Origin of the sequence: Stenotrophomonas sp. Ste86 (assembly GCF_024519465.1) — a bacterium.
Classification (GTDB): domain Bacteria; phylum Pseudomonadota; class Gammaproteobacteria; order Xanthomonadales; family Xanthomonadaceae; genus Stenotrophomonas.
Genome location: NZ_JALJRW010000007.1, coordinates 19,944 through 43,524 on the forward strand (window position 1 = coordinate 19,944; position 23,581 = coordinate 43,524).

Below are 23,581 nucleotides of genomic sequence, written 5' to 3' on the forward strand. Positions count from 1 at the left end.
TGCGGTGCGGCCCCGGCATCACGCCGGGGCCCGGTAGAGCCGAGCCATGCTCGGCTGTTGCGGTAGAGCCGAGCCATGCTCGGCTGTTCTGTCCGTGCCAACCAAGGGCCGGCGGCTGCTTCAATACGCGACCGTCGCAATCTGCCGCACGTACTGCGGCGTCTCGATCTCACTGACGAACGCATCGGCGTAGTCGGCATAGCTGATCCGGCTGTGGCCGTCGGCGGCCACCAGGAAGTTCTTCGCCTGGGTGCGGAAGCCGCCGCGCTGCGGACCCGGGCCGATTTCGGCGGCGGGGGAATAGAACGTCCAGTCGAGGTCATCGACGGCCTGCAGCTGCTTGAGCGTTTCGCGCGCGGCCAGGGCGACCGGCTTGTAGGCGTCCGGGAAGCCCTCGGTATCCACCAGCTGCACGCCGGGGGCCACTTCCAGGCTGCCGGCGCCGCCGACCATGATGAAGCGCGGCACGCCGGCCTGGCGCGCGGCCTTGACCAGCTCCGCAGAGACGCTGGTCACCGTGCCGGGGGCATCGCCCGGGCGCGGGCCGAAGGCGCTGGCCAGCACGTCGTGGCCGGCGATCACGGCGGCCAGGGCGTCGGTATCGTCCAGCGCGGCGACGGCGAGCTGGGCGCCGTCCAGTTCGGTCGGCAGGTCGTTTTCACGGCGCACGATGGCAGTGACCTGATGGCCGCGGGCGAGGGCCTGACGGGCGATTTCACGACCGATGCTGCCGGTGGCACCAACGAGGGCAATCTTCATGGGGGCGGATCCGTTGAGGAAGGAAGGCCAGCGTATGCGCCCTAAATCGTCCGAAAAACCGCGTATAACGGTCTAATTTGTTGCATGGATCGATCAGATGGACCGTATGACAGCCATGAACGTGTTCGTGGAGGTGGTCGAGCGCGGCAGCCTCACCGCCGCTGCCGAGGCGCTGGAGATGTCGCGTGCCATGGTCACCCGCTACCTGGCCGAGGTGGAGCGCTGGCTGGGCGCGCGGTTGCTGCACCGGACCACGCGCCGGATCAGCCTGACCGCGCCGGGCGAGGCCGCGCTGCTGCGGTTCCGGCAGATGCTGGCGATCGGCGACGAGCTGCACGGCGAGCTGGCCACCGACAATCCCGAACCGCACGGGTTGATCCGGGTCACCGCCAGCGTGTCGTTCGGGCAGATCCACCTGGCGGCGGCGGTGGCCGATTTCGTCAAGCGCCATCCACTGACCCGGGTCGAACTGCTGCTGGTGGACCGGGTGGTCAACCTGGTCGAAGAACGCGTGGATATCGCCGTGCGCATTTCGCGCGCGATCGATCCGGCGCTGATCGCGCGCTGGTTGGCGCCCTGTCGTTCCGTGCTGTGCGCAGCGCCGTCGTACCTGGCCGAGCGGGGCACGCCGACCACCGCCGACGAACTGGCCGGGCACAACTGCCTGACCCACCACTACGTTGGCAAAAGCGTCTGGCATCTGCAGCGCGACGGACGTGCGATCGCCGTAGCGGTAGGCGGCAACATCAGCGCCAACGAAGCCTCGCTGCTGCTCGAAGCGGTGCGTGCCGGTGCAGGCATCGCGATGCTGCCGACCTACCAGATTGCCCCGCTGCTGCGCAGTGGCGAACTTGTTGAAGTGCTGCCCCAGTACGACGTGGAAGGCCTGGGCATCCATGCGGTCTACGCGTCGCGCCGGCAGCTGCCGACGATCATGCGCAGCTTCCTGGATTTCCTGGTGGAGCGCTTTGCCAGTCCGACGTTCCTGGCGCAGCTGTAAACGCAGCCCCGGTAGAGCCGACCGTTGGTCGGCTGCACTTGAACCGGCAACCGCGCATCAGCGCGCCATGCAACCGCAACCGCAGCGGGCGCGTGCAGCCGACCAACGGTCGGCTCTACCGGGGCGTGCATCGGCCTCACACACGCACCTACGTACAATGGCGCTTCCCTGCTGTGGAAGTGAGCATTGCCTTGTCGTATCCGTATCCGTTGGTGGTGTTTGATCTGGATGGCACGCTGGTGGACAGCGCGGCCGATATTGCCGAGGCGTTGAACCGCACGCTGCAGGACTGGCAGTTGCCGCGCGTGCCGGAGGCGACGGTGTTGACCTGGATCGGCGATGGGGTGCGCCGGCTGGTGGAACAGGCGTTCACTGCGGCAGGCAGTAACGTGGATCTGGATGCGGTGATGCCCGGTTTCATGCGTCACTACGAGGCCTGTCTGCTGCGTAGCCCGCGTCTGTTCGACGGTGTGGAAGCGGCGTTGCAGGGTCTGCGCGCGCGCGAGGTTCCCATGGCCATCTGCACGAACAAGCCCTCGGCCCTGGTGGCGCCCCTGCTGCAGCATTTCGGGCTGCAGGATGTTTTCGCGCTGGTGCTCGGCGGTGATTCGCTGCCTGAGCGCAAGCCCAGTGGCGCGCCACTGCGGCATATTGCCGCGCACTTCGGCATCGCGCCGGACGCGGCGTTGATGGTGGGCGATTCGATCACCGATTACCGCGCGGCGGTGGATGCACGCATGCCGGTGGCGCTGGTCCGCTACGGCTATCCGCGTGGACTCGACCTGGACACCGTCGAGGCCGTGGCAGTGATGGATGATCTGCGGGAACTGCTGGCGCTGTAACGTTGGTGGAGCATTGGTCCACGGGGTGAGCGTGGGGCTGTGTGACGGCCCATGGTTGGCATGTTTTGCTGTTCGAAGGCGGCTGGCCCGCTGTCTTGGGTGGCGGGTGAGGGGGAGTTCGTCGCGCCTTGGGTGGCGCGACGGTTGCAAAGGCTGCCGAGCATGGCTCGGCATCAGGGGCTGCCGAGCATGGCTCGGCATCAGGGGCTGCCGAGCATGGCTCGGCACTACCTGACGGGTGCTTACCTCGGCTGGTAACGCACGCTCAGGCGGTATTCGCGGCCGGGCTGGTTGTACCAGGCCACGGTTTCGTAATCGCGGTCGAACACGTTGCTCACCCGGCCCAGCACCGACCAGTCGCGGCTCAGCGCGTATTCCAGGCGCAGATCGACCGTGCCGTAACCGGCCAGCCGCACCGTGTTGGCGGCGTTGTCGTACCGCTTGCCGGCACCGTTGGCGGTGATGCCGGCGCGGAAGCCGCCGAAGCTGCGGTCGATGTCCAGACGTGCGGTGTTCTGCGCGCGGCGCGCCAGCCAGTTGTCGAACTGCGCGCTGCCATCGGTGCGGTTACGCGGATCGGTGTGGCTGAGCTGTGCGTTGAAGTCAAACCCGGCCCACGCGATCGCGCCGGTCAGTTCCGCGCCACGGATACGCGCCTTTTCCACCTGCGACATCATGAAGGTGGTGGCGTCGTAGGTGATCAGGTCGTCGATGCGGGTTTCGTACACATCCAGGCCCCAGCGCCAGCTGTCGCCCTGCTGGGCGATGCCGAGGTTGGCGCTCTTGGATTTTTCCGGATCCAGGCCGGGCACGCCGCTCCACGGGTCGTAGAGATCGCTGAAGGTCGGGGCCTTGAAGGCGGTGCCGTAGTTGGCATTGAGGCGGAAGCCGCCACCCAGTTCCATGCCCCAGCCGAGGCTGCCGGTGGTGTGGTTGCCGAACTGTTCGTTGTCGTCGTTGCGTACGCTGGCCTGCAGGTGGTGCGCGCCGAAGCGGCCCTGGTACTGAAGGAATACACCGGTGTTGTCGCGGCTGTCGACCAGGTAACCGGCGCTGCTGCCATCCAGGTTGTCCTGGCTCCAGTCCACGCCGGCGCTGAGCAACTGGCCCTCGGCCAGGCCGATGTCGGTCTGCACCGATGCGCTGTCGCGATGGGTCTGCGCCGCGCCCAGCCAGGTGCTGCCGTTGTAGTTGTCCGACTCGTTGTCGGCGCGGCCGACATTGACGGTCAGGTTGAAGCGCTCGCTTGGGCTGTAGCGGACCTTGCCGCCGAGCACCTGCTGCAGCGTCTCTGAATAGTTGTAGTAGCCGTCGTAGTGGTTCTCGCCCTTGGCGCGCAGCGCGGTGCCTTCCACGCTCAGCGCATCGGTCAGCGTGTAGCCGCCACGCAGGCTCATGGACAGGTTGCGGTAGCCGTCACGGTCGGGTTCGTCGGCGCCGCAGCCGGCGAAGGTGGCCGCATCGCCGCGGCAGGAATTGATACCGTCGGTGTGCTGGTAGGCGATGTCGGTGCCGAACCAGCCGCGCTCGCCGCTGCCGCCGAAGCCGCCGCTGGCCTCGCGCAGGCCGTTGCTGCCGCCACCCACCTGCAGGTGCGGGGCGAAGGTGCCGACGTTGCGGCGGGTGAAAATCTGGATCACGCCGCCAATCGCATCGGCGCCGTACAGGCTGGACTGCGGACCGCGCACGATTTCAATGCGTTCGATCTGCGCCAGCGGCAGGTCCTGGATCATTGCCAGGCCCAGGTCGCCGGTGTTGATGCGCACGCCATCCACCAGCACCAGGGTGTGGGCGGAATTGGTGCCGCGCAGGAACAGCGAGCTCTGCTTGCCGAGGCCACCGTTGTTGGTGAGGTTGATGCCGGCGCGGCCGCGCAGCAGGTCCTGCAGCGACGGTGCCTGACTGCGCTCGATCTCGGCGCGGTCGATCACCTGGGCCGGCGAGATGCTGTCCTGCAGGGCGATGGGGGTGCGGGTGGCGGTGACCAGCACCTGGTCCAGTGCGGTGGCCTCGTCCTGGGCGGACGCCAGCAGGGGCAGGGCCGACAACACGGCCAGGGAAAGAACGCGGATCTGCAGCTTCATCGATGACTCCATGCACCGCGCACGCCCGCGCGGCAAAGGGTGGGGATGATCGCGCTGCAGGAGTCACTCGACGGAGAGCGGGCACACGGCACCGCTTGCCGCCGCCATGCCCGCCGCATCGCAACCAGTCGTCTTCCAGGCCGGTCTCCGGGCTCGCATGGCGATGGCGGTGCCATCGTGCCAGGCGCCTTCCCATGCCGGGGCACAGTGGCGTATTGCCTGGTGTTTCCACGCTTACCGTTGCGGGGGCAGCGCCGGAGTGGCGGCCAGGCACAGGGCCTGACGCGTCACCGGCTTCCCGTTTCAACCTGGCGGCATCGCAGCCCCAGGTCACCTGAAAGTGGGCGCAGTCTAAGCCATCGGCCGGGCCGGCGGAGCGCACCGGTTAGAATGCGCCTCGCTTTTTCGATGTGATCTCCATGACCCTACTGTGGTTGCAGCACCCCGGCACCGACGCCCGTGACCCGAACCGGCCGGCCGCAGCGGGCAGCAGACGGGGCGCGGCATGATCCTCGACCTGATCCGCCACGCCAGCACCGGCCGCGATGGCCACCTGGACGGTCGCACCGATCCACCGCTGGAAGACGGCAGCACCGATGCGTTGTGCGCACGCTATGCGACGCTGAGCTGGGCGCGTGTGCTCAGTTCACCGCGCCAGCGTGCGCTGGCCAGCGCCGATGCACTGGCATTGCCGCGCGGACTGGAGGTGATCGCCGACGAAGAGTGGGAAGAGCTGGATTTCGGCACCTGGGACGGGCAGGCGCTGCACGACCTGCCGATGCAGGAACTGTCCGCCTTCCACCTGGACCCGCATGCCAATCCACCGCCGCAGGGCGAAAGCTGGGGGCACTTCGAACGCCGCATCGGGCGCGGCCTGCATCGGCTGCTCGATGAGCCCGATCCGCCGGCGACGCTGATCGTCAGCCATGGTGGCCCGTTGCGGATGGTGCTGTCGCAGGTGTGCGGGCTGCCGATGGCGATGTGCTGGGCGCTGCGTATCGACCACGGTACGCGGCTGCAGTTGCGCGTGGAACGCGAGGACGGGCGGCTATGGGGCGAACTGCTGGAACTCCAGCAGGTCTGATCACTGCGCCGGTTCGTCCTCACGGTCGAACGGCGGCGCATCACCGGCGTCGTCGTCATCGCGGCGCTCGGCGGTGCGGTCGTACACCGGGCCGGAGGCGGGTGGGGCCTTCTTCAGCGGCTTGTCGGCGATGATCGCGTCGTACTCGGCGACCAGTTCGATGCGGCGCGCTTCGGGCAGTTCCTGCCAGTGGCAGTCCTGCAGCGCGCCTTCCAGCGAATAGAGCAGGTTGAGGCTGGGCTTGAAGCCGGCACGGCGGACCTTCACGAAGGCGCCCACCGCGCCGACCGCGGTCAGCTCCTCGGGCGTGCGCAGACCGACCTGGCGCAGCCAGGCCGCGCTTTTGGGGCCGATGTTGCGCAGCTTGACGCTCATCCCAGCGCCTCGACGAATACCGCGGCGATCGCTTCCAGGCCGGCCTGATCCTCGGCATCGAAGCGCGCCAGCGACGGGCTGTCCAGGTCGAACACGCCGATCAACGTATCGCCGTGGACCAGCGGCACCACCAGTTCCGAGCGCGAGGCCGAATCGCAGGCGATGTGGCCCGGGAAGGCGTCCACGTCCTCGATCCGCTGGGTCACCCGCTGGCTGGCGGCCGCACCGCAGACGCCCTTGTGCAGCGGGATGCGCACGCAGGCCGGCAGGCCCTGGAACGGGCCGACCACCAGCTCGGTGCCATCGTAGAAATAGAAACCGACCCAGTTCAGGTGCGGCAGCGCGTGGTACACCAGCGCCGACAGGTTGGCGGCATTGGCGATCCGGTCGCGCTCGCCGTGCACCAGCGCACGGGCCTGGGCCAGCAGCTGGCCGTACTGTTCCGGCTTGCTGCCGGTAAGCGTGGAGTTCTCGAACATGGGCCGAGTCTAGCAAGCAGCAGCCCGCCCCGGGACCGTCGATAATGCACCGCTCCTTCCCGACCACCGCGCCGATGACTGCCCCACCGCTCCCCGCCCTGTACGTCACCGGCACCGATACCGGCATCGGCAAGACCTTCAGCAGCTGCGTTCTGCTGCACGCCCTGCGCCAGCGCGGGGGCCGCGCGGTGGGCATGAAGCCGGTCGCCAGTGGTTGCCAATGGACGGCCGAGGGCCTGCGCAACGAAGATGCCACTGCGCTGCTGGCCGCCAGCGACCCGCAGCCGGCCTACGCCGACCTCAACCCGTATGCGCTGCCGCTGCCACTGGCGCCCGAGCTGGCCGCCGCCGACGCCGGCGTGAGCCTGGCGCTGGGACCGATAGAAGCCGCGTTCGCGCGCCTGCGTGCCCAGGCCGATACGGTGGTGGTCGAAGGCGTGGGCGGCTGGCTGGCGCCGCTGTCGGGCAGCCTCGACCAGGCCGACCTGGTGCATGCCCTGCGCCTGCCGGTGGTGATGGTGGTCGGGCTACGGTTGGGCTGCCTCAACCACGCGCGGCTGACCGCGGCGGCGATCGCAGCCAGCGGAGCGACCTGCATCGGCTGGATCGGCAATGAGGTCGACCCGCAGATGGCGCGCATCGACGACAACATGGCCCTGTTGCATACGCGGCTGCCGATGCCGTGCCTGGGGCGGTTGCCGTACGCACCGGGGGCCGAACCGGCCGGGTTGGCGGATTGCCTGCGCCTGCAGGAGGCGTAGGGCTTCCGAGCGCGGCGAAGCAGCCACCCATGGGGTGGCTCTACCGAGGCACGGTCCCAATCGGGCAGAGCCACCCCATGGGTGGATGGCCCCACCGTGGCAGGGCCTCAACCGGGTAGCGCCACCCCATGGGTGGCTGACGCCACCGTGGCAGTGTCCCAATCGGGTAGAGCCACCCTATGGGTGGCTGGCGCGCGGTGTTGGCCGGTGGCGTTTTCATTCGCCGCGCAGTGCGCAGGCCAGTTGGCCCAGCGTGCTGATCGCCGCCACGTAGCGCTCGTCCAGCTCCTGGCAGCAGGACAAGCGCAGGCAATGCCGGTATCGCGCACCGCGCGAATACACCTGGCCGGGCATGAACACCACGCCCTTGGCCAACGCCTGCTCGAACAGCTCGCCGGTGTCGATACTGGCGGGCAGTTCGACCCACAGCAGGAAGCCGCCGGTGGGCTGGGTGGCCAGCGTCCCGGCCGGAAAATGCTGGGCGATCAGGCTGCGCACGCGTCGCACCTGGTCGCTGTACAGACGCCGCAACCGGCGCAGGTGCTGCTCATAACTGCCCGCCTCGAGAAACGCACCGACCGCTTCGCCGAGCAGGCGCGGTTCGGCGCCGGTGGACTGGAACTTGAGCAGTTGGATGTCGGCGGCGAAGCGACCGGCGTCGAGCCAGCCGATCCGGTAGTCCGGGGCAAGGGTCTTGGAGAAGCTGCTGACCACCATCACCCAACCGTCGTCATCGAAGGCTTTGAGCAACGGCGACAGCGGCTCCTGGAACTGCAGCTCGGCATACACCGCATCTTCGATCAACGGAATCCGATAACGGTTCACCAGCGCGGCCAGCCGCTGCTTCTCGGCCACCGACATGGTGAAACCAAGCGGGTTGTGCACGCTGGGCATGGCCACGATCGCGGCCAGCGCGCCCCGTTCGAGCTGCGCGGCGACGGCATCCACGTCCAGCCCGAGGCGCGGGTCGGTGGGCAGTTCGATCGCCTTCAGGCCCAGGTTGCTCAGCAGCGGATACAGGTTGAAATACGACGGCGCTTCAATGCCCACCGCATCGCCCGGACGGGTCACCGCACGCAATGCGAGCTGCAGCGCTTCCATCGCGCCGTGGGTGAGCACCAGGCGTTCGACGCTGGTGTGCAGCCCGAGCCGCGGACCGCGCCGCACGATCTGTTCGAGCAGGCGCGTAGCGGCATTGGGCCGCGCGTAGGTTTCCACCATGCCGGCGCGGCGCAGCACCTGCGCGGTGCTGCGCGCCAGCTTGTCGCCGGGATAGAAACGGCGGCCACGGGGGCCGGCGAAGGCGAGGTCGACAACGCCGGGCTGCTGCTGTGCGGCCAGTACGCGGGCCATCATCAACTGCTGCGCCTGGGTGGTGGCCAGCGACGGCGCCTGGCGCAGCGAGCGGGTGGGCTCGGCCAGGCGCGCGCTGACCACGAAGCCGGCTTTCGGCCGTGGAATCACCAGGCCGGCGTCTTCGAGCTGGCGGTAGGCGGCGATGACGGTGTTGAGGCTGAGCTGGCGCTGCGCGGCCAGCCCACGCAGCGACGGCAGGCGCGTACCGACGGGCAGCCGGCCGCTTTGGATGGCGTCGGCCATTTCATCGGCCAGGGATTGGTAGAGGTTGGCTGCCATGGGGTGCCCGCAGGAATCTGTAACCATGCGGATGGCCAAACGCTGGCTCTGTATCCGCGGCTTGGCGCAGCCTAGCATGCTCCTGTCAGCGCCCGGCCCACCTCCGCCGCGCACCCCGGTCCTTCCCTCGCGCACGGCGGCGCGGTGTTTTGCCGTGCGCTTTTTTTTCCAGATCAACGGTCGGCGTGTGCGGGCTTTCGCTGGTTTGGGCGGGTACGGGTGGGTTTGCGGGACACGCCGCAAGTACGTCCCTGTAGGCTCGCGTACGCCTTGCGCACGTGCGCAATCCTGCGCACGTGGCAAGACCGGGGCTGGGCGTCCTGCCCAGCCCGTCCGACGCATGCGTCGGACCCATGGCGCATGACGGTCCCGCAAGCCCACCCGTACCCGCCCCAGACAGTTGGCTGGTGCGCAGCGAACAGGCACAAGCACAGCCACAGCGACAGCGACAGCGACAGCCAAGCATCAGCCACAAGCATCAGCCACAAGCATCAGCTACAAGCATCAGCCCTGCCGTCTTTGCGTCGCGCTTCCAGGGTTTTCAACGGCCACCGGCCCACTGTCTGGGGCGGGGGTGTGTGGGTTCGCGGGACCGTCGTACGCCATGGATGGCGTACGCGAGCCTCCAGGGATGGATTTACGGCGTGTCCCGCGAACCCACACACCCCCGCCCAGCGCGGGAGCACCGCAGACATCGACGCTCCAAAAGAACAGCATCACCGCGCAGAAAGAGTCGACACCAACCTCGGCTTCTCGCGATACAGCGCCGGATACTGCTGCTTCAGTGCCGCCACCTTGGGCGCATCGTTGATCTGGATGTACTGCGATTCCGGATGCAGGGTGAGGTAGTTCTGGTGATAGCCCTCGGCGGCATAGAAACGCTTGCCGCCGTCGACCTGGGTAACCACCGGCGCCGCATACGCCTTGGCGCGCTGCAACTGGACGATATAGGCGCGCGTGGCGTCGCGTTGCGCGGCGTCATCGGCGTACACCGCAGAACGGTACTGGGTACCGCGATCCGGACCTTGCCGATTCAGCAGCGTCGGATCATGCACCACCGAGAAGAACACCTGCATCAATTGCCCGTAGCTGACCTTCGACGGATCGTAGGTCACCTGCACCGCCTCGGCATGGCCGGTGCCGCCACTGCCCACGCGCGGATAGCTGGCGTCGGCGCCGCTACCGCCGATGTAGCCGGACACCGCGTTGTCCACGCCATTGATGTGCTGGAACACCCCCTGCACCCCCCAGAAACAACCGCCGGCGAACACCACCTGCGCACGCGTCCTGCCGGGTTGTTTGAAATCGGCACTGCCGCCCGGTGCAGGCACGGTGACCAGGGCCTGCGCCGGCGCGGCATGCACCGGGCCGTCCAGGCTGAGCACCGCCGTGACCGTCAGTGCGGCGATCACCGCGGCGATGCTGCCGGCAACCAGTTTGTCCATTGCGATCTTCATCGAAGGCCTCCAGGGCTCAACCGAACGTAAAGGCGTAGGCGTGCACACCCGGATCGAGGAACTCGATCTCGAAGGTCCGCTCGCGCACATCGCCGGATTGGCGGATCAACTGGTACAGACGGTGCCCGCCGACCTGGCCGTCGCCATCGGCCGACACATCGCCACCGGCCGCCGCGCCCGGCGGCTGGCCGTCGATGCGCACGCGGTAACGCACCGGCCTGCCATCGACCGCCGGCGCCAGCACCAGGTGCAGGTCGCGCGCATGGAAGCGGAACGCGATCCGGCCACCGGCCGCGTCCAACGCTGCTTCCTCATTGCCCACTGTCCAGCGACCGCCGAGCGCCCACTGGTTCAGGGCCAGCGTGGCCGGCACGGTGTAGTCGGCGGCGCGGTCCGGCTGCTGCCCGCCAGGCGAGGCGAAGTTCTCCGCGCGCGCATGGCCCAGGTAGGTCTCCGGCGATTTCAGGTTGCGCATGTCGGCCTGCTGCTCCACGCCATCGCGCGGTGCCGCCGGGGCCATCGCCATCGCCTGCGCCGGTTCGTCGGGCAGCGTGTTGCCTGCTTCGCGCAGCAGCTGGCGGATGATCTGCTCGGACTGGGCGTAATTGCCTTCGCCAAAGTGGTGCGCGCGGATACGGCCTTGGGCATCAATGAAGTAGTGCGCCGGCCAGTAGCGGTTGTTGAAGCCGCGCCAGATCGCGAAATCATTGTCGATCGCCACCGGGTAGGTGACCTTCAGGTCTTTCACCGCGCCCTGCACGTTGCCCAGGCTGCGTTCGAAGGCGAACTCCGGCGCATGCACACCGATCACCACCAGACCGTGGTCGCGGTAGCGTTCGGCCCATTCACGCACATACGGCAGGGCCCGCAGGCAGTTGATGCAGGAGTAGGTCCAGAAATCGACCAGGACGACCTTGCCGCGCAGGCCTTCAGCGCTCAACGGCGGGCTGTTGAGCCACCCGGTGGCCCCGGCGAGGGAGGGCAGGGTGCCTTCCACCGGCAGTTCGCCGTTCGGCTGGCCGCTGGCCGTCGACATTGCCGCACCCGCGGCCGGCGGCTGCCCGGGCAGCGTATCCAGCAGGCCCTGTTCGAGTTTGGCCGTGCTTACCGTGGACAAGCGCGTCAACACGCCGGTGTCCCAGCCCATCGCGATCGCCACCACCGCCAGCAGCGCGGCCACGCCGAGCGCGCGACGGATCCATTCGCCCATGCCCAGGCGCTGCTTGAGTGCGGCGAACACCCGGCCGCCGATCCAGATCGCCAGCGCCAGCGACGTCGCTGCGCCCAGTGCATAGGCCAGCAGCAGGCCACTGGTACCCACGCTGGCGCCCTGCAGCGCCGCGCCGGTGAGGATCAGGCCCAGGATCGGCCCGGCGCACGGCGCCCACAGCAGGCCGGTGGCGATGCCGATCAACAACGAGGTACCGATTCCGCCGCGTCCGGCGTCGCTGGCCGCATCGGCCGAGGCGCTCAGGCGTGCGCCAAGGCGTTGGAACGGCGAGAGCAGGCGGTTGGCCAGCGAGGGCCACAGCAGCGCCAGCGCAAACAGCGCCATCACCACCAGCGCGACCCAGCGCCCGATCTGGTTGGCCTGCGCCACCCACTGGCTGCCGACCGCCGCCAGGCTGGCGACCACCGCGAACATCAGGGTCATGCCCACCAGCAGCGGCAGGCCACTGCGCAGGAAGGGACGGTCCGAGCGCGCGAACACGAAGGGCAGCACCGGCAGGATGCACGGGCTGAGGATGGTGAGTACGCCGCCGAGGTAGGCCAGGACAAGCAGGAACATGGACAGATCCTTCCAGGATGCAGGGAGAAACGGCGCTCAGGCCGCGGTGAAGGTCATCGCCACGCCGTTCATGCAGTAGCGCAGCCCGGTCGGGCGTGGACCATCGTCGAACACGTGGCCGAGATGGCCGCCGCAGCGCCGGCAATGCGCCTCGATGCGGATCATGCCCAAGGTGGTGTCGCGGTCTTCGGCGACGGCGTCATGCAGCGGTGCCCAGAAACTGGGCCAGCCGGTGCCGCTGTCGAACTTGGTCGACGAAGAGAACAGCGGCAGCGCGCAGCCGGCGCAGTTGAACGTGCCGCGCCGATGCTCCTTGTTGAGCGGGCTGCTGAAGGGCCGCTCCGTGCTCTGCCGGCGCAGCACCGCGTACTGCGCCGGGCTGAGCTGTTCACGCCACTGCGCATCGGTGCGCATCACATCGAAACGACGGGTCGGGGCGGCGGTGGCAGCCGGTGCCGGGCCGCTGCAGGCGGTCAGACCAAATACGCCGGCAGCGGCCGTCATGGCGCCCATGCCGAGTACATTGCGACGGGAGTAACGCATGGCCGATCTCCAGGTCCGGGAACGATGGGGCCATGCTGCGCCCGGGCCGGTCAACGAATCCTCACGCAGGGTTAAATTTTCCGTGACACATTCAGGCCCGGATCGACCGACAATGCGGGCATCCCTTCCTGGCCGGCCCGCCCGCACCGATGAGCAGCGCCAAGCGTGTCCTGATCGTCGAAGACGATGTCCACATCGCCACCCTGCTGCGCATGCACCTGCGCGACGAGGGCTACGAGGTCACCCACGCCGCCACCGGCGACGAGGGGCTGGCCCTGCTCGAGGCGCAGCCGTGGAGCGCACTGGTGCTGGACCTGATGCTGCCCGGCGTGGACGGCCTGGAGATCTGCAAGCGCGCCCGCGCGATGACGCGCTACACCCCGATCATCATCACCAGTGCGCGTGCCAGCGAAGTGCATCGCATCCTCGGCCTGGAGCTGGGCGCGGACGACTACCTGGCCAAACCGTTCTCGATGCTGGAGCTGGTGGCGCGGGTCAAAGCCCTGCTGCGCCGGGTGGAAGCAATGGCGCAGAACGCGCGCATCGATGCCGGCGAACTGGACGTGGCCGGCATCCGCATCGATCCGGTCGCGCGCAACGCGCAGGTTGACGGACGGGCGCTGGAACTCACCCCGCGTGAGTTCGACCTGCTCTACTTCTTCGCCCGCCATCCCGGCCAGGTGTACTCGCGCATGGACCTGCTCAACCAGGTCTGGGGCTATCAGCACGACGGCTACGAACACACCGTCAACACCCACATCAACCGGCTGCGCAACAAGATCGAACGCGACCCGGCCAGCCCGCAGCGCATCCAGACGGTGTGGGGTCGTGGCTACAAGCTGGTCGGCGATGAAGGAGCAGCGGCGTGATCCGCCTGACCTTGTCCCAGCGCCTGTCGGTGGTCTTCTGCGCATTGTTGTTGGTGTGCTGCGGCGCGTTGATGTGGATCCAGATGCGCAGCACCGCCATGCACGAGCAGGAGACCGTGCAGCGGCTGTCGCGCGGGCTGGCCGAACATATCGCGCGCAGTGGTGAATTGATGGACGCGCGCGGCATGCGCGGCGGCGAAGTGCGCGCGCTGTTCGGCAAGCTGATGGCGGTCAATCCCAGCGTCGAGGTGTACCTGCTCGACGACGCGGGCCGCATCCTCGGCCATGACGCGCCCGACGGCCACCTCAAGCGCGACCGCGTGGACCTGGCGCCGGTACGCGCCCTGCTGCGCGACGAACCGTTGCCGATCCTCGGCGACGACCCGCGCAGCGCCACCGGCCGCAAGGTGTTCAACGCCGCCCCGCTGTGGGTGCAGGGACGCCAGGCCGGCTACATCTACGTGGTGTTGGTGGGCGAGCAGCGCGAGGCGCTGGCCGCCAACATCGCCGCCAACGCGACCCTGCGCACGACGTTGTGGTCGTTGGCGATCCTGGCCGCGGTCGGGCTGTTGGCCGGCGTGGTCGCGTTCCGTTGGGTCACCCGGCCGCTGCGCCAGCTGACCCGCCGCATCCAGGCCTTCGACGTGGACGCCGCCGGTGCCGGCACGCCGCTGCCACCGACCCCGCTGCGTCCCGGTGAGCGCGACGAACTGGCGATCCTGCAGCACAGCTTCGGGCACATGGGCCAGCGCCTGGGCGAGCAATGGCAGCAGTTGCGCGAACAGGACCTGCAGCGCCGCGAGCTGGTGGCCAACATTTCCCACGACCTGCGCACGCCGCTGTCCTCGCTGCACGGCTACCTGGAAACCCTGGCCCTGAAGGACGCCACGCTCAGCGCCGACGAGCGCCAGCGCTACCTTGGCATCGCGCTGGCGCAGAGCCGCAAGGTCGGTGCGCTGGCCCAGGCGTTGTTCGAACTGGCGCGGCTGGAACACGGCGCGGTCAGCCTGGACCTGCAGGCGTTCTCGCTGCCGGACCTGGTCCAGGATGTGTTCCAGAAATTCGAACTGGCCGCGCAGGCACGCCGGCAGACGCTCAGCGCGGACATACCGCCCGGGCTGCCGGCGGTCGTGGCGGATCTGCCATTGATCGAGCGCGTGCTGACTAACCTGCTCGACAACGCCATCCGCCACACCCCTGAAGGCGGCCGCATCGAGGTGGTGCTACGCGCGCAGGACGGCGAGGTGCAGGTCGCCATCGCCGACACCGGACCGGGCATCGCGCCCGAGCGCCGCGCCGGGTTGTTCCATACGCCCCCGGCGCTGGGCAGTGCGCGCCCCGACAGCGGCGGGCTCGGCCTGTTGATCGTCCACCGCATCCTGCAACTTCACCACCGCGACATCCGCCTGATGGAAAGCCGCGAAGGCGCGCTGTTCGTGTTCACCCTGCCAACTGCCGCACGCTGATGCCCGGGGCGGGGACATTGCGTCGACGGCCCGCGCGCGCTGGTAGAGCCGACCGTTGGTCGGCTGCACGCGCAGCCTGCGTGTGGTTTACGTGGAGCCGGCCAGCGGCCGGCACTACCCGCCAAACAACGTGGCGCGTTCCTCCCCGCAGGCGGGAAACGGCAAGGCGATCGTGGGCAGGTCAGCGACAACAACCGAGGCGCTGACGCGCGCCCAAAAAAAGACCCGACAGAGGGAGGGTTCTGTCGGGTCTGGGATTGCGTGGGGGGAGGGACCCACGCAAATTCGATGCTGTGTCTGCTCAGCCGCGCGTCTTGCCTGCGTCGGGCGTGGCGGCCGCGAACGGCTGCCGGGCGAGTTCGCCGAAGGCCTCGGAGGCCTTCAACCCAAGCCCCAGTACTTCCTGGTTGGCATGGGTCCAGCGCTCGAGATTGTCGCGGGCCAACTTCGCACCCTTGGGCAGCAGCGTATCCGGTTGCCGTGACTGCACGATGTCACCGAAGAACCCACTGGTGGCGGTGATGTTCTTCTCCAGCGTCTTCAACTGCACCCCGAACATGCTTTCGGCATTTTCCAGGGCGAGCCGATTGGCACGCGTGGCCGTGGCGGCCAGCTGGCGGGTGTAGGCGCTGAAGGAATCGGTGAACGCGGACGTCATGGCAGGACGGCTCGAGAACGTTGATGCACTGCAGCATACGCCAAATATATTGCATTGCAACAACTTGTTGCCAGTTTGGTCTTGTTTCAGTCAAACCGCTTTTACATCAAGGGGTTGCTTAAACGCGCCGAGGGCGCTCGTTGCGCTGGGAGCCGGCCAGCGGCCGGCACTACCGTGGTGCGATCAGCCGCGGTAGCGGCAGCCGGAGGTACAGGTCTCGTGCACGGTGACTTCGCTCAGCTGCGGCAGGGCCGGCTTGAGCTCTTTCCAGATCCAGATCGCCAGCCGTTCGCTGGTCGGATTCTCCAGGCCGGGGATGTCGTTGAGGTAGTGGTGGTCCAGGCGGTCGTAGATCGGCTGGAAGGCCGTTTTGACGTCGCCGAAATCCATGATCCAGCCGCTGTGCTCGCCCGGCTCGCCTTCGACTTTCAGCTCCACCCGGAACGAGTGCCCGTGCAGGCGCGCGCACTTGTGGCCCGGCGGCACGTTGGGGAGGAGGTGGGCAGCCTCGAGGGTAAAGACTTTGAAGATTTCCATTGGCGCATTGTACCGGTGGACCTGCCGGGCGGTGACGGCAACAGCCCATCGCTCCTTCACGGAAACATTTCCATCCGGATGAAGAGATGTTAGGTTCTCTTATATCCGTATGAAGAGATGTTATTGGCCGGTTCATCGCCAGGCATGGATTACTGCGGAACTCGTCGTCCACCACCCCACTGAAGTCCATGCCCAAGCACACCCTTCTTGTAGCGGCGCTTTCCGCCGCTCTGGCTACGCCTTTGCCCGCGTTCGCCGATGCCGCCCCCGATGCAACCGCCGATGCCGCCGGCGACAGCAAGACCCTTGCCGCCGTGCGGGTCACCGGTTCCAACATCAAACGTACCGATACCGAGTCGGCCAACCCGGTCCAGGTGATCGGCCGCCAGCAGCTGGAAGAGACCGGCAAGGCCACCGTCGCCGACCTGCTGCGCTCGATCTCGGCCAACACCGGCAACGCCAACAACGAAACCACCAACAACGGCTGGGCCTCCGGTTCGGCCGGCATCGGCCTGCGCGGGCTGTCGCAGAAGAACACGCTGGTGCTGCTCAACGGTCGGCGTCTGGCCAATTACGGCTTCCCGGCCGGCGGCCTGTCGGACACCTTCGTCAACCTCAACGCGCTGCCGCTGGTGGCCGTGGAACGCATCGAAGTGCTCAAGGACGGCGCCTCGGCCGTCTACGGCTCCGACGCGGTGGCCGGCGTGGTCAACATCATCACCCGGCAGAATTTCCAGGGCGCCGAACTCGGTGGCAGCCTCGGCACCGCCGACCAGGGCGGGCTGGACGAGCAGAACCTGAAGTTCGTCGGCGGCATCGGTGACCTGGATACCGACGGCTACAACATCCTGGTCAGCCTGGAAGGCTACAACCGCGAGCGCCTGGACCAGGACCAGCGCGACCTCACCAAATCCGGCATCTACACCGACAAGCCTGGCGGGCGCTGGAACGGCTGGTCGGCCAAGGGCGCGCGCTACCTGGTCAATGGCACGTCGGTGCCGATGCTCGATGCCAGCGGCAACTGCCCGCAGGGCACCACGCTGGTGGCCAGCGCGCCGATCGACGGCCTGGCCGGCAACACCTGCGGCTTCAACCAGGCGCCGTACACCACGCTGATTCCCTCGACCAAGCGCTACCAGGCCTACGTCAACGGCACCTTCCGGGTGAACGACAACGTCGAGGCCTTCGGTGAAGTGCTCTACAGCGACATCAAGGGCGTGTCCTGGTTCGGCAGCAGCCCGTTCTTCACCCTGGAAAGCGGCCGTTTCGCGCTCAACGCCGATACCGGCCTGGCCGAACCGGTCTCCTCCAACCTGCCGGCCAGCAGCCCGTACAACCCGTACGGCCGCGCGGTGCCGATCGAGTACACCTTCTTCAACCTCGGCGCGACCATCAAGACCAACCGCTCGCAGGCCTACCGCGGCCTGGTCGGGCTGCGTGGCAGCCTGCAGAACTGGGACTGGGAAGTGGGCGCGTTCGGTGCGCGCAGCAGCGAGCGCGAAACCGTGTCCGGCGGCTTCGCCAACCGCTACGCACTGGCCGATGCGCTGGCCAGCGGCAGCTACAACCTGCTCAATCCGGCCGCGACGTCGCCGGAGGTTCTCAATGCGATCAACATCAGCACGCTGCGCCCGGCCGAATCGGTGCTGCAGGGCGTGGACGCCAAAATCTCCGGCGCGCTGGGCCACACCTGGGCTGGCGAGATCGGCTTCGCCGCCGGGGCCGAGTGGCGTCGCGAGAAACTGGACTCCAACAACCCCTGGCAGATCGATGCCGGCCTGCAGATCCGCCCGGCGATCGCCGAGGTGCACGGCGAGCGCAAGGTCACCGCCGCCTATGCCGAAGTCAACGTGCCGCTGGCCGAGCGCCTGGAACTGCAGGCGGCCGCGCGTGCCGACCACTACAGCGATTTCGGCGATGCGTTCTCGCCCAAGCTGAGCCTGCGCTGGCAGCCGTGGGACATCCTGCTGGTGCGTGCGGCCGCTTCCAAGGGCTTCCGTGCGCCGTCGCTCTCGGAGAATTCCAACAGCACCAGCATCGCCTACGGCAGCGTGATCGATCCGCGCGACCCGGACGTGCCGGGCTCGCGGCAGAACCCGACCTTCTTCACTGTCGGCAACAACGATCTCAAGCCCGAGCGCACCAAGAGCTTCAATGCCGGCATCGTGCTCTCGCCGTGGTCCAACACCAGCCTGAGCGTGGATTACTACCGCATCGAGCTGGAAAACCTGGTGGGCACCAACAACACCCAGACCCTGGTCACCGACAACGTGCCGGGTGCGGTCAGCCGCGATGAGCGCGGCAAGCTGCTGGCGGTGTTCAACCGCTACCAGAACCTGAGTGAGCTGAAGACCTCCGGCTTCGATGTCGAACTGCGCCAACGCTTCCCGACCACGCAGGCCGGCGACTTCGGCCTGGGCACCGCCTTCACCCACGTGCGCAACTACAGCCGCCCGACCGTGGTCGGTGGCCCGCTGGTGGATTACGCCGGCAGCAACCTCGGCGCGACCCTGCCCAAGAACAAGGCGACCTCCACCTTCGACTGGAGCTACGGCGATTTCCGCACCGCGCTCACCTGGTACTACACCAGCGGCTATGACCAGAAGGCCAGCGCAGCGGCCACCGCCGTGCAGGACCGCGTGGACGCCTACAGCCAGTTCGATCTGTACCTGGGCTACACCGGCATCGACAAGCTGACCCTGTACGCCAAGATCCAGAACCTGGCCGACGAGGAACCGCCGTACGACGCGTCCTTCCCGGGCATCCGCGCGCCGTACGACTTCAGCCAGTACGACCTGCGCGGCCGCTACTTCACCGTCGGCTTCGACTACCGCTTCTGACCTCATCCAGCGCACCGGAGCGTGCGTATCCACAGGGCCGGAAGGAACCGGCCCGTCTTTCGGGGAATCGCTGTGTCTTTGCAACGTCGTCTGTTCTCTCCCATCGCCTGGGTGGCGCTGGTGCTGTCTGTGCTCGCTGCGCCTGCCTCCGCGCAGAGCGCGTACTTCTTCCCGGCCGGCGGTGATTTCGATCCGGCCGTGCCCACGCCCCAGCAGTTTCTCGGCTATGAGATCGGCAGCCGTTACACGCGGCACGATCAGCTGGTGGCCTACTTCAACGCACTGGCCAAGCACTCGGACAAGATCAAGGTTGAAGAAATCGGCCGCAGCTACGAGGGCCGCCCGCTGCTGATCGCCACGGTGACCTCGGCGCAGAACCTGCAGAACCTGGACGCGCTGCGTCGCCAGCACGTCACCCTGGCCGATCCGGCGCAGCCGCTCTCGGCCGCCGGCAGCGGCCCGGTGGTGGTGTGGCTGGGCTACAGCGTGCACGGCAATGAAACCTCCAGCGGCGAAGCGGCGATGCTCACCGCCTACTACCTGGTCGCCAACCGCAGCGCGGAGACCGCGCAGTGGCTGCAGCAGGCGGTGGTGCTGTTCGATCCGGCGCAGAACCCGGACGGGCGCGACCGCGCGGCGAGCTGGCACAACGCCTATGCGTCCTCGCCGGCCTCGCCCGATCCGGCCGACAAGGAGCACGTCGAGCCGTTCCCGCAGGGCCGCACCAACCACTACTTCACCGACCTCAACCGCGACTGGCTGGCCCTCACCCAGCAGGACACGCGACCGAAGATCGCCTATTTCCACCAGTGGTACCCCAACGTCCAGATCGACTTCCACGAGATGGGCAAGGACAGCACCTACTACTTCGAGCCGTCACCGGCGAGCATGCACAGCCCGCTGATTCCGGCATCGTCGTACGAGTTCAACAAGACCCTGGCCAAGTACCACGCGCAGGCACTGGATGCACTGGGCTCGCTGTATTACACGGGCGAGAACTTCGACAATTTCTCGCCGGTGTACGGCTCCACCTATCCGGATTTCCATGGTGCGGTCGGCGTGACCGTGGAGCAGGCCAGCTCGCGCGGCCGCGTGCAGGAATCGGCCAACGGGCTGCTGACCTTCGGCTTCACCATCCGCAACCAGGTGGCGACCGGACTGGGCACGGTGCGCGGCGCAGTGACCGAGCGCGATGGGCTGCTGAAGCTGCAGAAGGACTTCTTCCAGTCCGCACTGAAGCAGGCCAACCAGCAGCCGGTGAAGTCCTTCGTGTTCGGCGACGCGGCCGATCCGGGCCTGACCCAGCGGCTGCTGGATCTGCTGCTGCAGCACCAGATCACGGTGCAGGCGTTGAGCGCCCCGGTCACCGTGGAGGGGCAGCGCTTCGAGCCGGGCAGCGCGTACGTCGTCCAGGCCGCGCAACCGCAGTTCCGCCTCGTGCATTCGATCTTCGCCGACACCCCGCCGATCAAGGGCGATGTGTTCTACGGCAGCACCTCCTATGCGATCGCGCCGGCCTACGGCATCGCCTTCGCCGCGAGCCGCAGCCGCATTGCCGGTGGCGAGCGCGTGGCCAGCGTACCGGCCGCCAACGGTGGCGTGGTCGGCGGTCAGGCGGGCTACGCCTACGTGTTCGATTGGCGCGATTACAACGCCAGCCGCGCGCTGTATGCGCTGCAGGCCAAGGGCGTGGTGACCCGCGCGGCCTTCCAGCCGTTCACCGCGGCCACCGCGCAGGGTGAGCAGTCATTCGGCTATGGCAGCGTGGTGGTGCCGGTCGCGGGCCAGCCGCTGGCCGGTGCCGAGCTGCTTGCCGCGGTCGATGCGGTCGCACGCAGCAGTGGCGTGCACATCCAGGCGCTGTCCAGCGGGCAGAGCCGTGGCGGCATCGATCTGGGCAGTGACAGCGTCAAGGCGCTGCGCAAGCCGGCGGTGGCGCTGGTGATGGGCGAGGGCGTAAGCGCCACCGAGATCGGCTCGGCATGGTTCCTGCTTGATCAGCACCTGCAGTTGCCGGCCAGCAAGATCGATCCGGCCCAGCTGGGCAAGATCACGCTGGACCGCTACACCACCATTGTCCTGGCCGGCGGTACCTATGCCGGCGTGGACGCCACCGCAGTGGCGGCGCTCAAGCGCTGGATCAACGCCGGTGGCTCGCTGATCACCTACGGCACGGCCGCGCGCTGGGCGATCGAGCAGAAGCTCAGCGACGAAGTGCTGGGGCCGGAGGAGAAGGAGCCGGAAGGCGCCCGACGTGCGTTCGGCGACCAGCGCGACATCGCAGCCATCGAGCGGGTGAGCGGCAACATCCTCAGCGCGGACGTGGACAACACGCATCCGCTGGGCTTCGGCGTGCCGCGTCGGCAGCTTGCGGTGAACAAGGAAAACGGCCTGAGCTTCCAGCCCAGCCGCAATCCGTTCTCCACCGTGGTGCGCATCGACGAGGCGCCCAAGGTCAACGGCTACCTTTCCGAGCGCAACCGCAGCCGCGTCGCCGGTGCCGCGTGGCTGCTGGTGTCCCCGCAGGGACAGGGCAACGTGGTGCTGTTCGCCGATGATCCGGCCCACCGCAAGTACTGGCACGGCACCGAGCGCCTGCTGTTGAACGCGATCTTCTTCGGCAACCAGCTCAACCCGAGCAAGCCGCGCGGGTAACGCAACGCCGCCATCGCAAGGCAACGGCGGCCACCCGTAGAGCCGACCGTTGGTCGGCTATCAGGACACCCGAACGAAGAGCAGCCGACCAACGGTCGGCCATCGCGATCCCACGTAGAGCCGACCGTTGGTCGGCTATCAGGACACCCGAACGAAGAGCAGCCGACCAACGGTCGGCTCTACGGCCCGGATGCAAACCAAAAAAAGGGCGACGCATGAAGCGTCGCCCTTTTCAATTCAACCGGTCCGCGAACGGATCAGCTGGCGCGACCGCCACCGCCGCCCTGGCTGCGGCCGCCAGCGGCATTGCCACCGCCACGGCGCTGGCCCTGCGGCTGGCCACCGCGCGGTGCACCGCGGCCGGCGCCATCACGCTGAGCGCCGCCGGCCTTCTTCGGGCCGGCATGGGCGTGGCGCGGGGCCTCGGCGTGCGGGCGACGTGCGTGCTTGCGCGGCGAGCGATCGCCACCCGGCAGCTCGGCCTTGCCCGGCGCGCTGTTGCCCCAGCGGATCGGGGTCTGCGGCTCGAAGCCCGGCACATCGCGGATGTCCATGTCCTTGTCCAGCAGGCGCACGATCTGGCGCAGCAGCTTGGCTTCGTCCTGGGCCACCAGCGAGATCGCCTGGCCGGTCGCACCGTTGCGGCCGGTACGGCCGATGCGGTGCACGTAATCCTCGGCCACCATCGGCAGGTCATAGTTGATGACCTTCGGCAGCTCGTTGATGTCGATGCCGCGCGCGGCGATGTCGGTCGCCACCAGCACGGTCACGCGGCCAGCCTTGAAGTCGCCCAGTGCGCGCAGGCGCTGGCCCTGGCTCTTGTTGCCGTGGATCGCCGCGGTCTTGATGCCGGACTTGTCCAGGAACATGGCCAGCTTGTCGCAGCCATGCTTGGTACGGCCGAACACCAGGGTCTGCTCACGGCTGTCCTGGGCCAGAAGGTGCAGCAGCAGCTCGCGCTTGCGCGGGCCATCGACCGGGTGCACGCGATGGCTGATGTTCTCGGCAACGGTGTTCTTCGGCGTGACCTGGATCTGCTCCGGGTTGCGCATGAACTCCAGCGCCAGCTGCTTGATGCTCTCTTCAAAGGTCGCCGAGAACAGCAGGGTCTGGCGGTTCTGGCGCGGCAGCTTGGCGAGGATCTTCTTGATCGACGGCAGGAAGCCCATGTCGAGCATGCGGTCGGCTTCGTCCAGCACCAGGATTTCGATGCCGGAGAGGTCGACGCTGCGACGCTCGATGTGATCGATCAGGCGGCCCGGGCAGGCGACCAGCAGGTCCACGCCACGGCGCAGCACGTCGAACTGGTTGCCCATGCCGACGCCGCCGTAGATGCAGGCGCTCGGGATGCGCAGGTACTTGCTGTAGCCGCGCAGGCTGTCATGCACCTGGGTGGCCAGCTCGCGGGTCGGGGCCAGCACCAGTGCACGCGGACGGCGCGGGCCATCAACGGCCTGCGGATTGGTGCCCAGGTGCTGCAGCAGCGGCAGGCCGAACGCGGCGGTTTTGCCGGTACCGGTCTGTGCGCCGGCCAGCAGGTCGCGGCCTTCCAGGGCGAGCGGGATGGCCTGCTCCTGGATCGGAGTGGGGGTGTCGTAGCCCTGCTCGGCCAACGCGCGCAGCAGGAACGGGGCAAGGCCCAAGGATTCAAAAGACATCGGGTGGAAGCTCCAAAGACAAAGTAACGCCAGGCCGAATGGCCGGACGCGAGGCAGATCAGAGTGATCGGCTGACTCGGAGCGTTCCCG

At 67.8% G+C, this 23,581-nt stretch carries 19 protein-coding genes and 1 riboswitch; of the genes, 8 read left to right on the plus strand and 11 right to left on the minus strand.

The genetic code is table 11. The annotated features are described in order from the left end of the window. Window positions 1–120: 120 nt before the first annotated feature. Entirely contained in the window at window positions 121–759 is a 639-nt protein-coding gene (locus NR101_RS08775) for an NAD(P)H-binding protein (protein ID WP_256775164.1), read from the minus strand. A gap of 97 nt (window positions 760–856) precedes the next feature. Here NR101_RS08775 and NR101_RS08780 point away from each other — a divergent pair, with 97 nt between their 5' ends. Then, on the plus strand, window positions 857–1,759 hold the full coding sequence (locus NR101_RS08780) for a LysR family transcriptional regulator (protein WP_256775165.1): 903 nt from the start codon (window positions 857–859) through the stop codon (window positions 1,757–1,759). Between the two features lie 191 nt (window positions 1,760–1,950). Then, complete coding sequence (gph, locus tag NR101_RS08785; protein ID WP_256775180.1) at window positions 1,951–2,601, plus strand: phosphoglycolate phosphatase; 651 nt, start codon at window positions 1,951–1,953, stop codon at window positions 2,599–2,601. Between the two features lie 242 nt (window positions 2,602–2,843). Here gph and btuB read toward each other — a convergent pair whose 3' ends face one another. Further along, entirely contained in the window at window positions 2,844–4,685 is a 1,842-nt protein-coding gene (btuB, locus tag NR101_RS08790; protein WP_256775166.1) for a TonB-dependent vitamin B12 receptor, read from the minus strand. A gap of 120 nt (window positions 4,686–4,805) precedes the next feature. Continuing rightward, a riboswitch (cobalamin riboswitch) is annotated at window positions 4,806–5,038 on the minus strand. Between the two features lie 152 nt (window positions 5,039–5,190). Here btuB and NR101_RS08795 point away from each other — a divergent pair. Then, complete coding sequence (locus NR101_RS08795) at window positions 5,191–5,769, plus strand: histidine phosphatase family protein (RefSeq protein ID WP_256775167.1); 579 nt, start codon at window positions 5,191–5,193, stop codon at window positions 5,767–5,769. On the opposite strand, the gene NR101_RS08800 is transcribed toward NR101_RS08795, so the two are convergent. Both NR101_RS08800 and NR101_RS08805 read right to left on the minus strand, forming a co-directional pair. Beyond that, window positions 5,770–6,144, minus strand: coding sequence for a TfoX/Sxy family protein (locus NR101_RS08800; protein ID WP_256775168.1), 375 nt, complete (start codon window positions 6,142–6,144; stop codon window positions 5,770–5,772). Next, window positions 6,141–6,623: a GAF domain-containing protein gene (locus NR101_RS08805; RefSeq protein ID WP_256775169.1), complete on the minus strand. Its 483-nt coding sequence runs from the start codon at window positions 6,621–6,623 to the stop codon at window positions 6,141–6,143. Before NR101_RS08805 ends, NR101_RS08800 begins: the two co-directional genes overlap by 4 nt. Before the next feature lie 74 nt (window positions 6,624–6,697). On the opposite strand from NR101_RS08805, the gene bioD reads away from it, so the two are divergent. Beyond that, the gene (gene bioD, locus NR101_RS08810) at window positions 6,698–7,384 is read left to right on the plus strand and encodes a dethiobiotin synthase (RefSeq protein ID WP_256775181.1); all 687 of its coding nucleotides are present in this window, start codon (window positions 6,698–6,700) and stop codon (window positions 7,382–7,384) included. Between the two features lie 216 nt (window positions 7,385–7,600). On the opposite strand, the gene NR101_RS08815 is transcribed toward bioD, so the two are convergent. From NR101_RS08815 to msrB, 4 genes are all read right to left on the minus strand, one after another. Next, window positions 7,601–9,019, minus strand: a complete 1,419-nt coding sequence (locus NR101_RS08815) for a PLP-dependent aminotransferase family protein (RefSeq protein ID WP_256775170.1) — start codon at window positions 9,017–9,019, stop codon at window positions 7,601–7,603. 716 nt (window positions 9,020–9,735) lie between these two features. Then, complete coding sequence (msrA, locus tag NR101_RS08820; RefSeq protein WP_256775302.1) at window positions 9,736–10,476, minus strand: peptide-methionine (S)-S-oxide reductase MsrA; 741 nt, start codon at window positions 10,474–10,476, stop codon at window positions 9,736–9,738. A gap of 16 nt (window positions 10,477–10,492) precedes the next feature. Continuing rightward, window positions 10,493–12,265, minus strand: a complete 1,773-nt coding sequence (locus NR101_RS08825; RefSeq protein WP_256775303.1) for a cytochrome c biogenesis protein DipZ — start codon at window positions 12,263–12,265, stop codon at window positions 10,493–10,495. A gap of 36 nt (window positions 12,266–12,301) precedes the next feature. Further along, window positions 12,302–12,808: a peptide-methionine (R)-S-oxide reductase MsrB gene (gene msrB, locus NR101_RS08830; RefSeq protein ID WP_256775304.1), complete on the minus strand. Its 507-nt coding sequence runs from the start codon at window positions 12,806–12,808 to the stop codon at window positions 12,302–12,304. Window positions 12,809–12,957: 149 nt separating this feature from the next. On the opposite strand from msrB, the gene NR101_RS08835 reads away from it, so the two are divergent. Beyond that, complete coding sequence (locus NR101_RS08835) at window positions 12,958–13,677, plus strand: response regulator transcription factor (RefSeq protein ID WP_256775305.1); 720 nt, start codon at window positions 12,958–12,960, stop codon at window positions 13,675–13,677. Beyond that, entirely contained in the window at window positions 13,674–15,143 is a 1,470-nt protein-coding gene (locus NR101_RS08840) for a HAMP domain-containing sensor histidine kinase (protein WP_256775306.1), read from the plus strand. The genes NR101_RS08835 and NR101_RS08840 overlap by 4 nt, the downstream gene beginning before the upstream one ends. A 301-nt stretch (window positions 15,144–15,444) precedes the next feature. Here NR101_RS08840 and NR101_RS08845 read toward each other — a convergent pair whose 3' ends face one another. Continuing rightward, on the minus strand, window positions 15,445–15,801 hold the full coding sequence (locus NR101_RS08845; protein WP_256775307.1) for a phasin family protein: 357 nt from the start codon (window positions 15,799–15,801) through the stop codon (window positions 15,445–15,447). Window positions 15,802–15,984: 183 nt separating this feature from the next. Then, complete coding sequence (gene queD / locus NR101_RS08850) at window positions 15,985–16,338, minus strand: 6-carboxytetrahydropterin synthase QueD (protein ID WP_256775395.1); 354 nt, start codon at window positions 16,336–16,338, stop codon at window positions 15,985–15,987. 188 nt (window positions 16,339–16,526) lie between these two features. Here queD and NR101_RS08855 point away from each other — a divergent pair, with 188 nt between their 5' ends. Continuing rightward, the gene (locus tag NR101_RS08855; protein ID WP_256775308.1) at window positions 16,527–19,178 is read left to right on the plus strand and encodes a TonB-dependent receptor; all 2,652 of its coding nucleotides are present in this window, start codon (window positions 16,527–16,529) and stop codon (window positions 19,176–19,178) included. Between the two features lie 90 nt (window positions 19,179–19,268). Beyond that, window positions 19,269–21,833, plus strand: a complete 2,565-nt coding sequence (locus NR101_RS08860) for a M14 family zinc carboxypeptidase (RefSeq protein ID WP_256775396.1) — start codon at window positions 19,269–19,271, stop codon at window positions 21,831–21,833. Between the two features lie 257 nt (window positions 21,834–22,090). Here NR101_RS08860 and NR101_RS08865 read toward each other — a convergent pair whose 3' ends face one another. Beyond that, complete coding sequence (locus tag NR101_RS08865) at window positions 22,091–23,491, minus strand: DEAD/DEAH box helicase (protein WP_256775309.1); 1,401 nt, start codon at window positions 23,489–23,491, stop codon at window positions 22,091–22,093. Window positions 23,492–23,581 lie beyond the last annotated feature (90 nt).

Coding starts and splice junctions, on each gene's coding strand:
- NR101_RS08775 (WP_256775164.1), bottom strand. CDS start 759: ATGAAGATTGCCCTCGTTGGTGCCACCGGCAGCATCGGTCGTGAAATC.
- NR101_RS08780 (WP_256775165.1), top strand. CDS start 857: ATGGACCGTATGACAGCCATGAACGTGTTCGTGGAGGTGGTCGAGCGC.
- btuB (WP_256775166.1), bottom strand. CDS start 4,685: ATGAAGCTGCAGATCCGCGTTCTTTCCCTGGCCGTGTTGTCGGCCCTG.
- NR101_RS08795 (WP_256775167.1), top strand. CDS start 5,191: ATGATCCTCGACCTGATCCGCCACGCCAGCACCGGCCGCGATGGCCAC.
- NR101_RS08800 (WP_256775168.1), bottom strand. CDS start 6,144: ATGAGCGTCAAGCTGCGCAACATCGGCCCCAAAAGCGCGGCCTGGCTG.
- NR101_RS08805 (WP_256775169.1), bottom strand. CDS start 6,623: ATGTTCGAGAACTCCACGCTTACCGGCAGCAAGCCGGAACAGTACGGC.
- bioD (WP_256775181.1), top strand. CDS start 6,698: ATGACTGCCCCACCGCTCCCCGCCCTGTACGTCACCGGCACCGATACC.
- NR101_RS08815 (WP_256775170.1), bottom strand. CDS start 9,019: ATGGCAGCCAACCTCTACCAATCCCTGGCCGATGAAATGGCCGACGCC.
- msrA (WP_256775302.1), bottom strand. CDS start 10,476: ATGAAGATCGCAATGGACAAACTGGTTGCCGGCAGCATCGCCGCGGTG.
- NR101_RS08825 (WP_256775303.1), bottom strand. CDS start 12,265: ATGTTCCTGCTTGTCCTGGCCTACCTCGGCGGCGTACTCACCATCCTC.
- msrB (WP_256775304.1), bottom strand. CDS start 12,808: ATGCGTTACTCCCGTCGCAATGTACTCGGCATGGGCGCCATGACGGCC.
- NR101_RS08835 (WP_256775305.1), top strand. CDS start 12,958: ATGAGCAGCGCCAAGCGTGTCCTGATCGTCGAAGACGATGTCCACATC.
- NR101_RS08845 (WP_256775307.1), bottom strand. CDS start 15,801: ATGACGTCCGCGTTCACCGATTCCTTCAGCGCCTACACCCGCCAGCTG.
- queD (WP_256775395.1), bottom strand. CDS start 16,338: ATGGAAATCTTCAAAGTCTTTACCCTCGAGGCTGCCCACCTCCTCCCC.
- NR101_RS08855 (WP_256775308.1), top strand. CDS start 16,527: ATGCCCAAGCACACCCTTCTTGTAGCGGCGCTTTCCGCCGCTCTGGCT.
- NR101_RS08865 (WP_256775309.1), bottom strand. CDS start 23,491: ATGTCTTTTGAATCCTTGGGCCTTGCCCCGTTCCTGCTGCGCGCGTTG.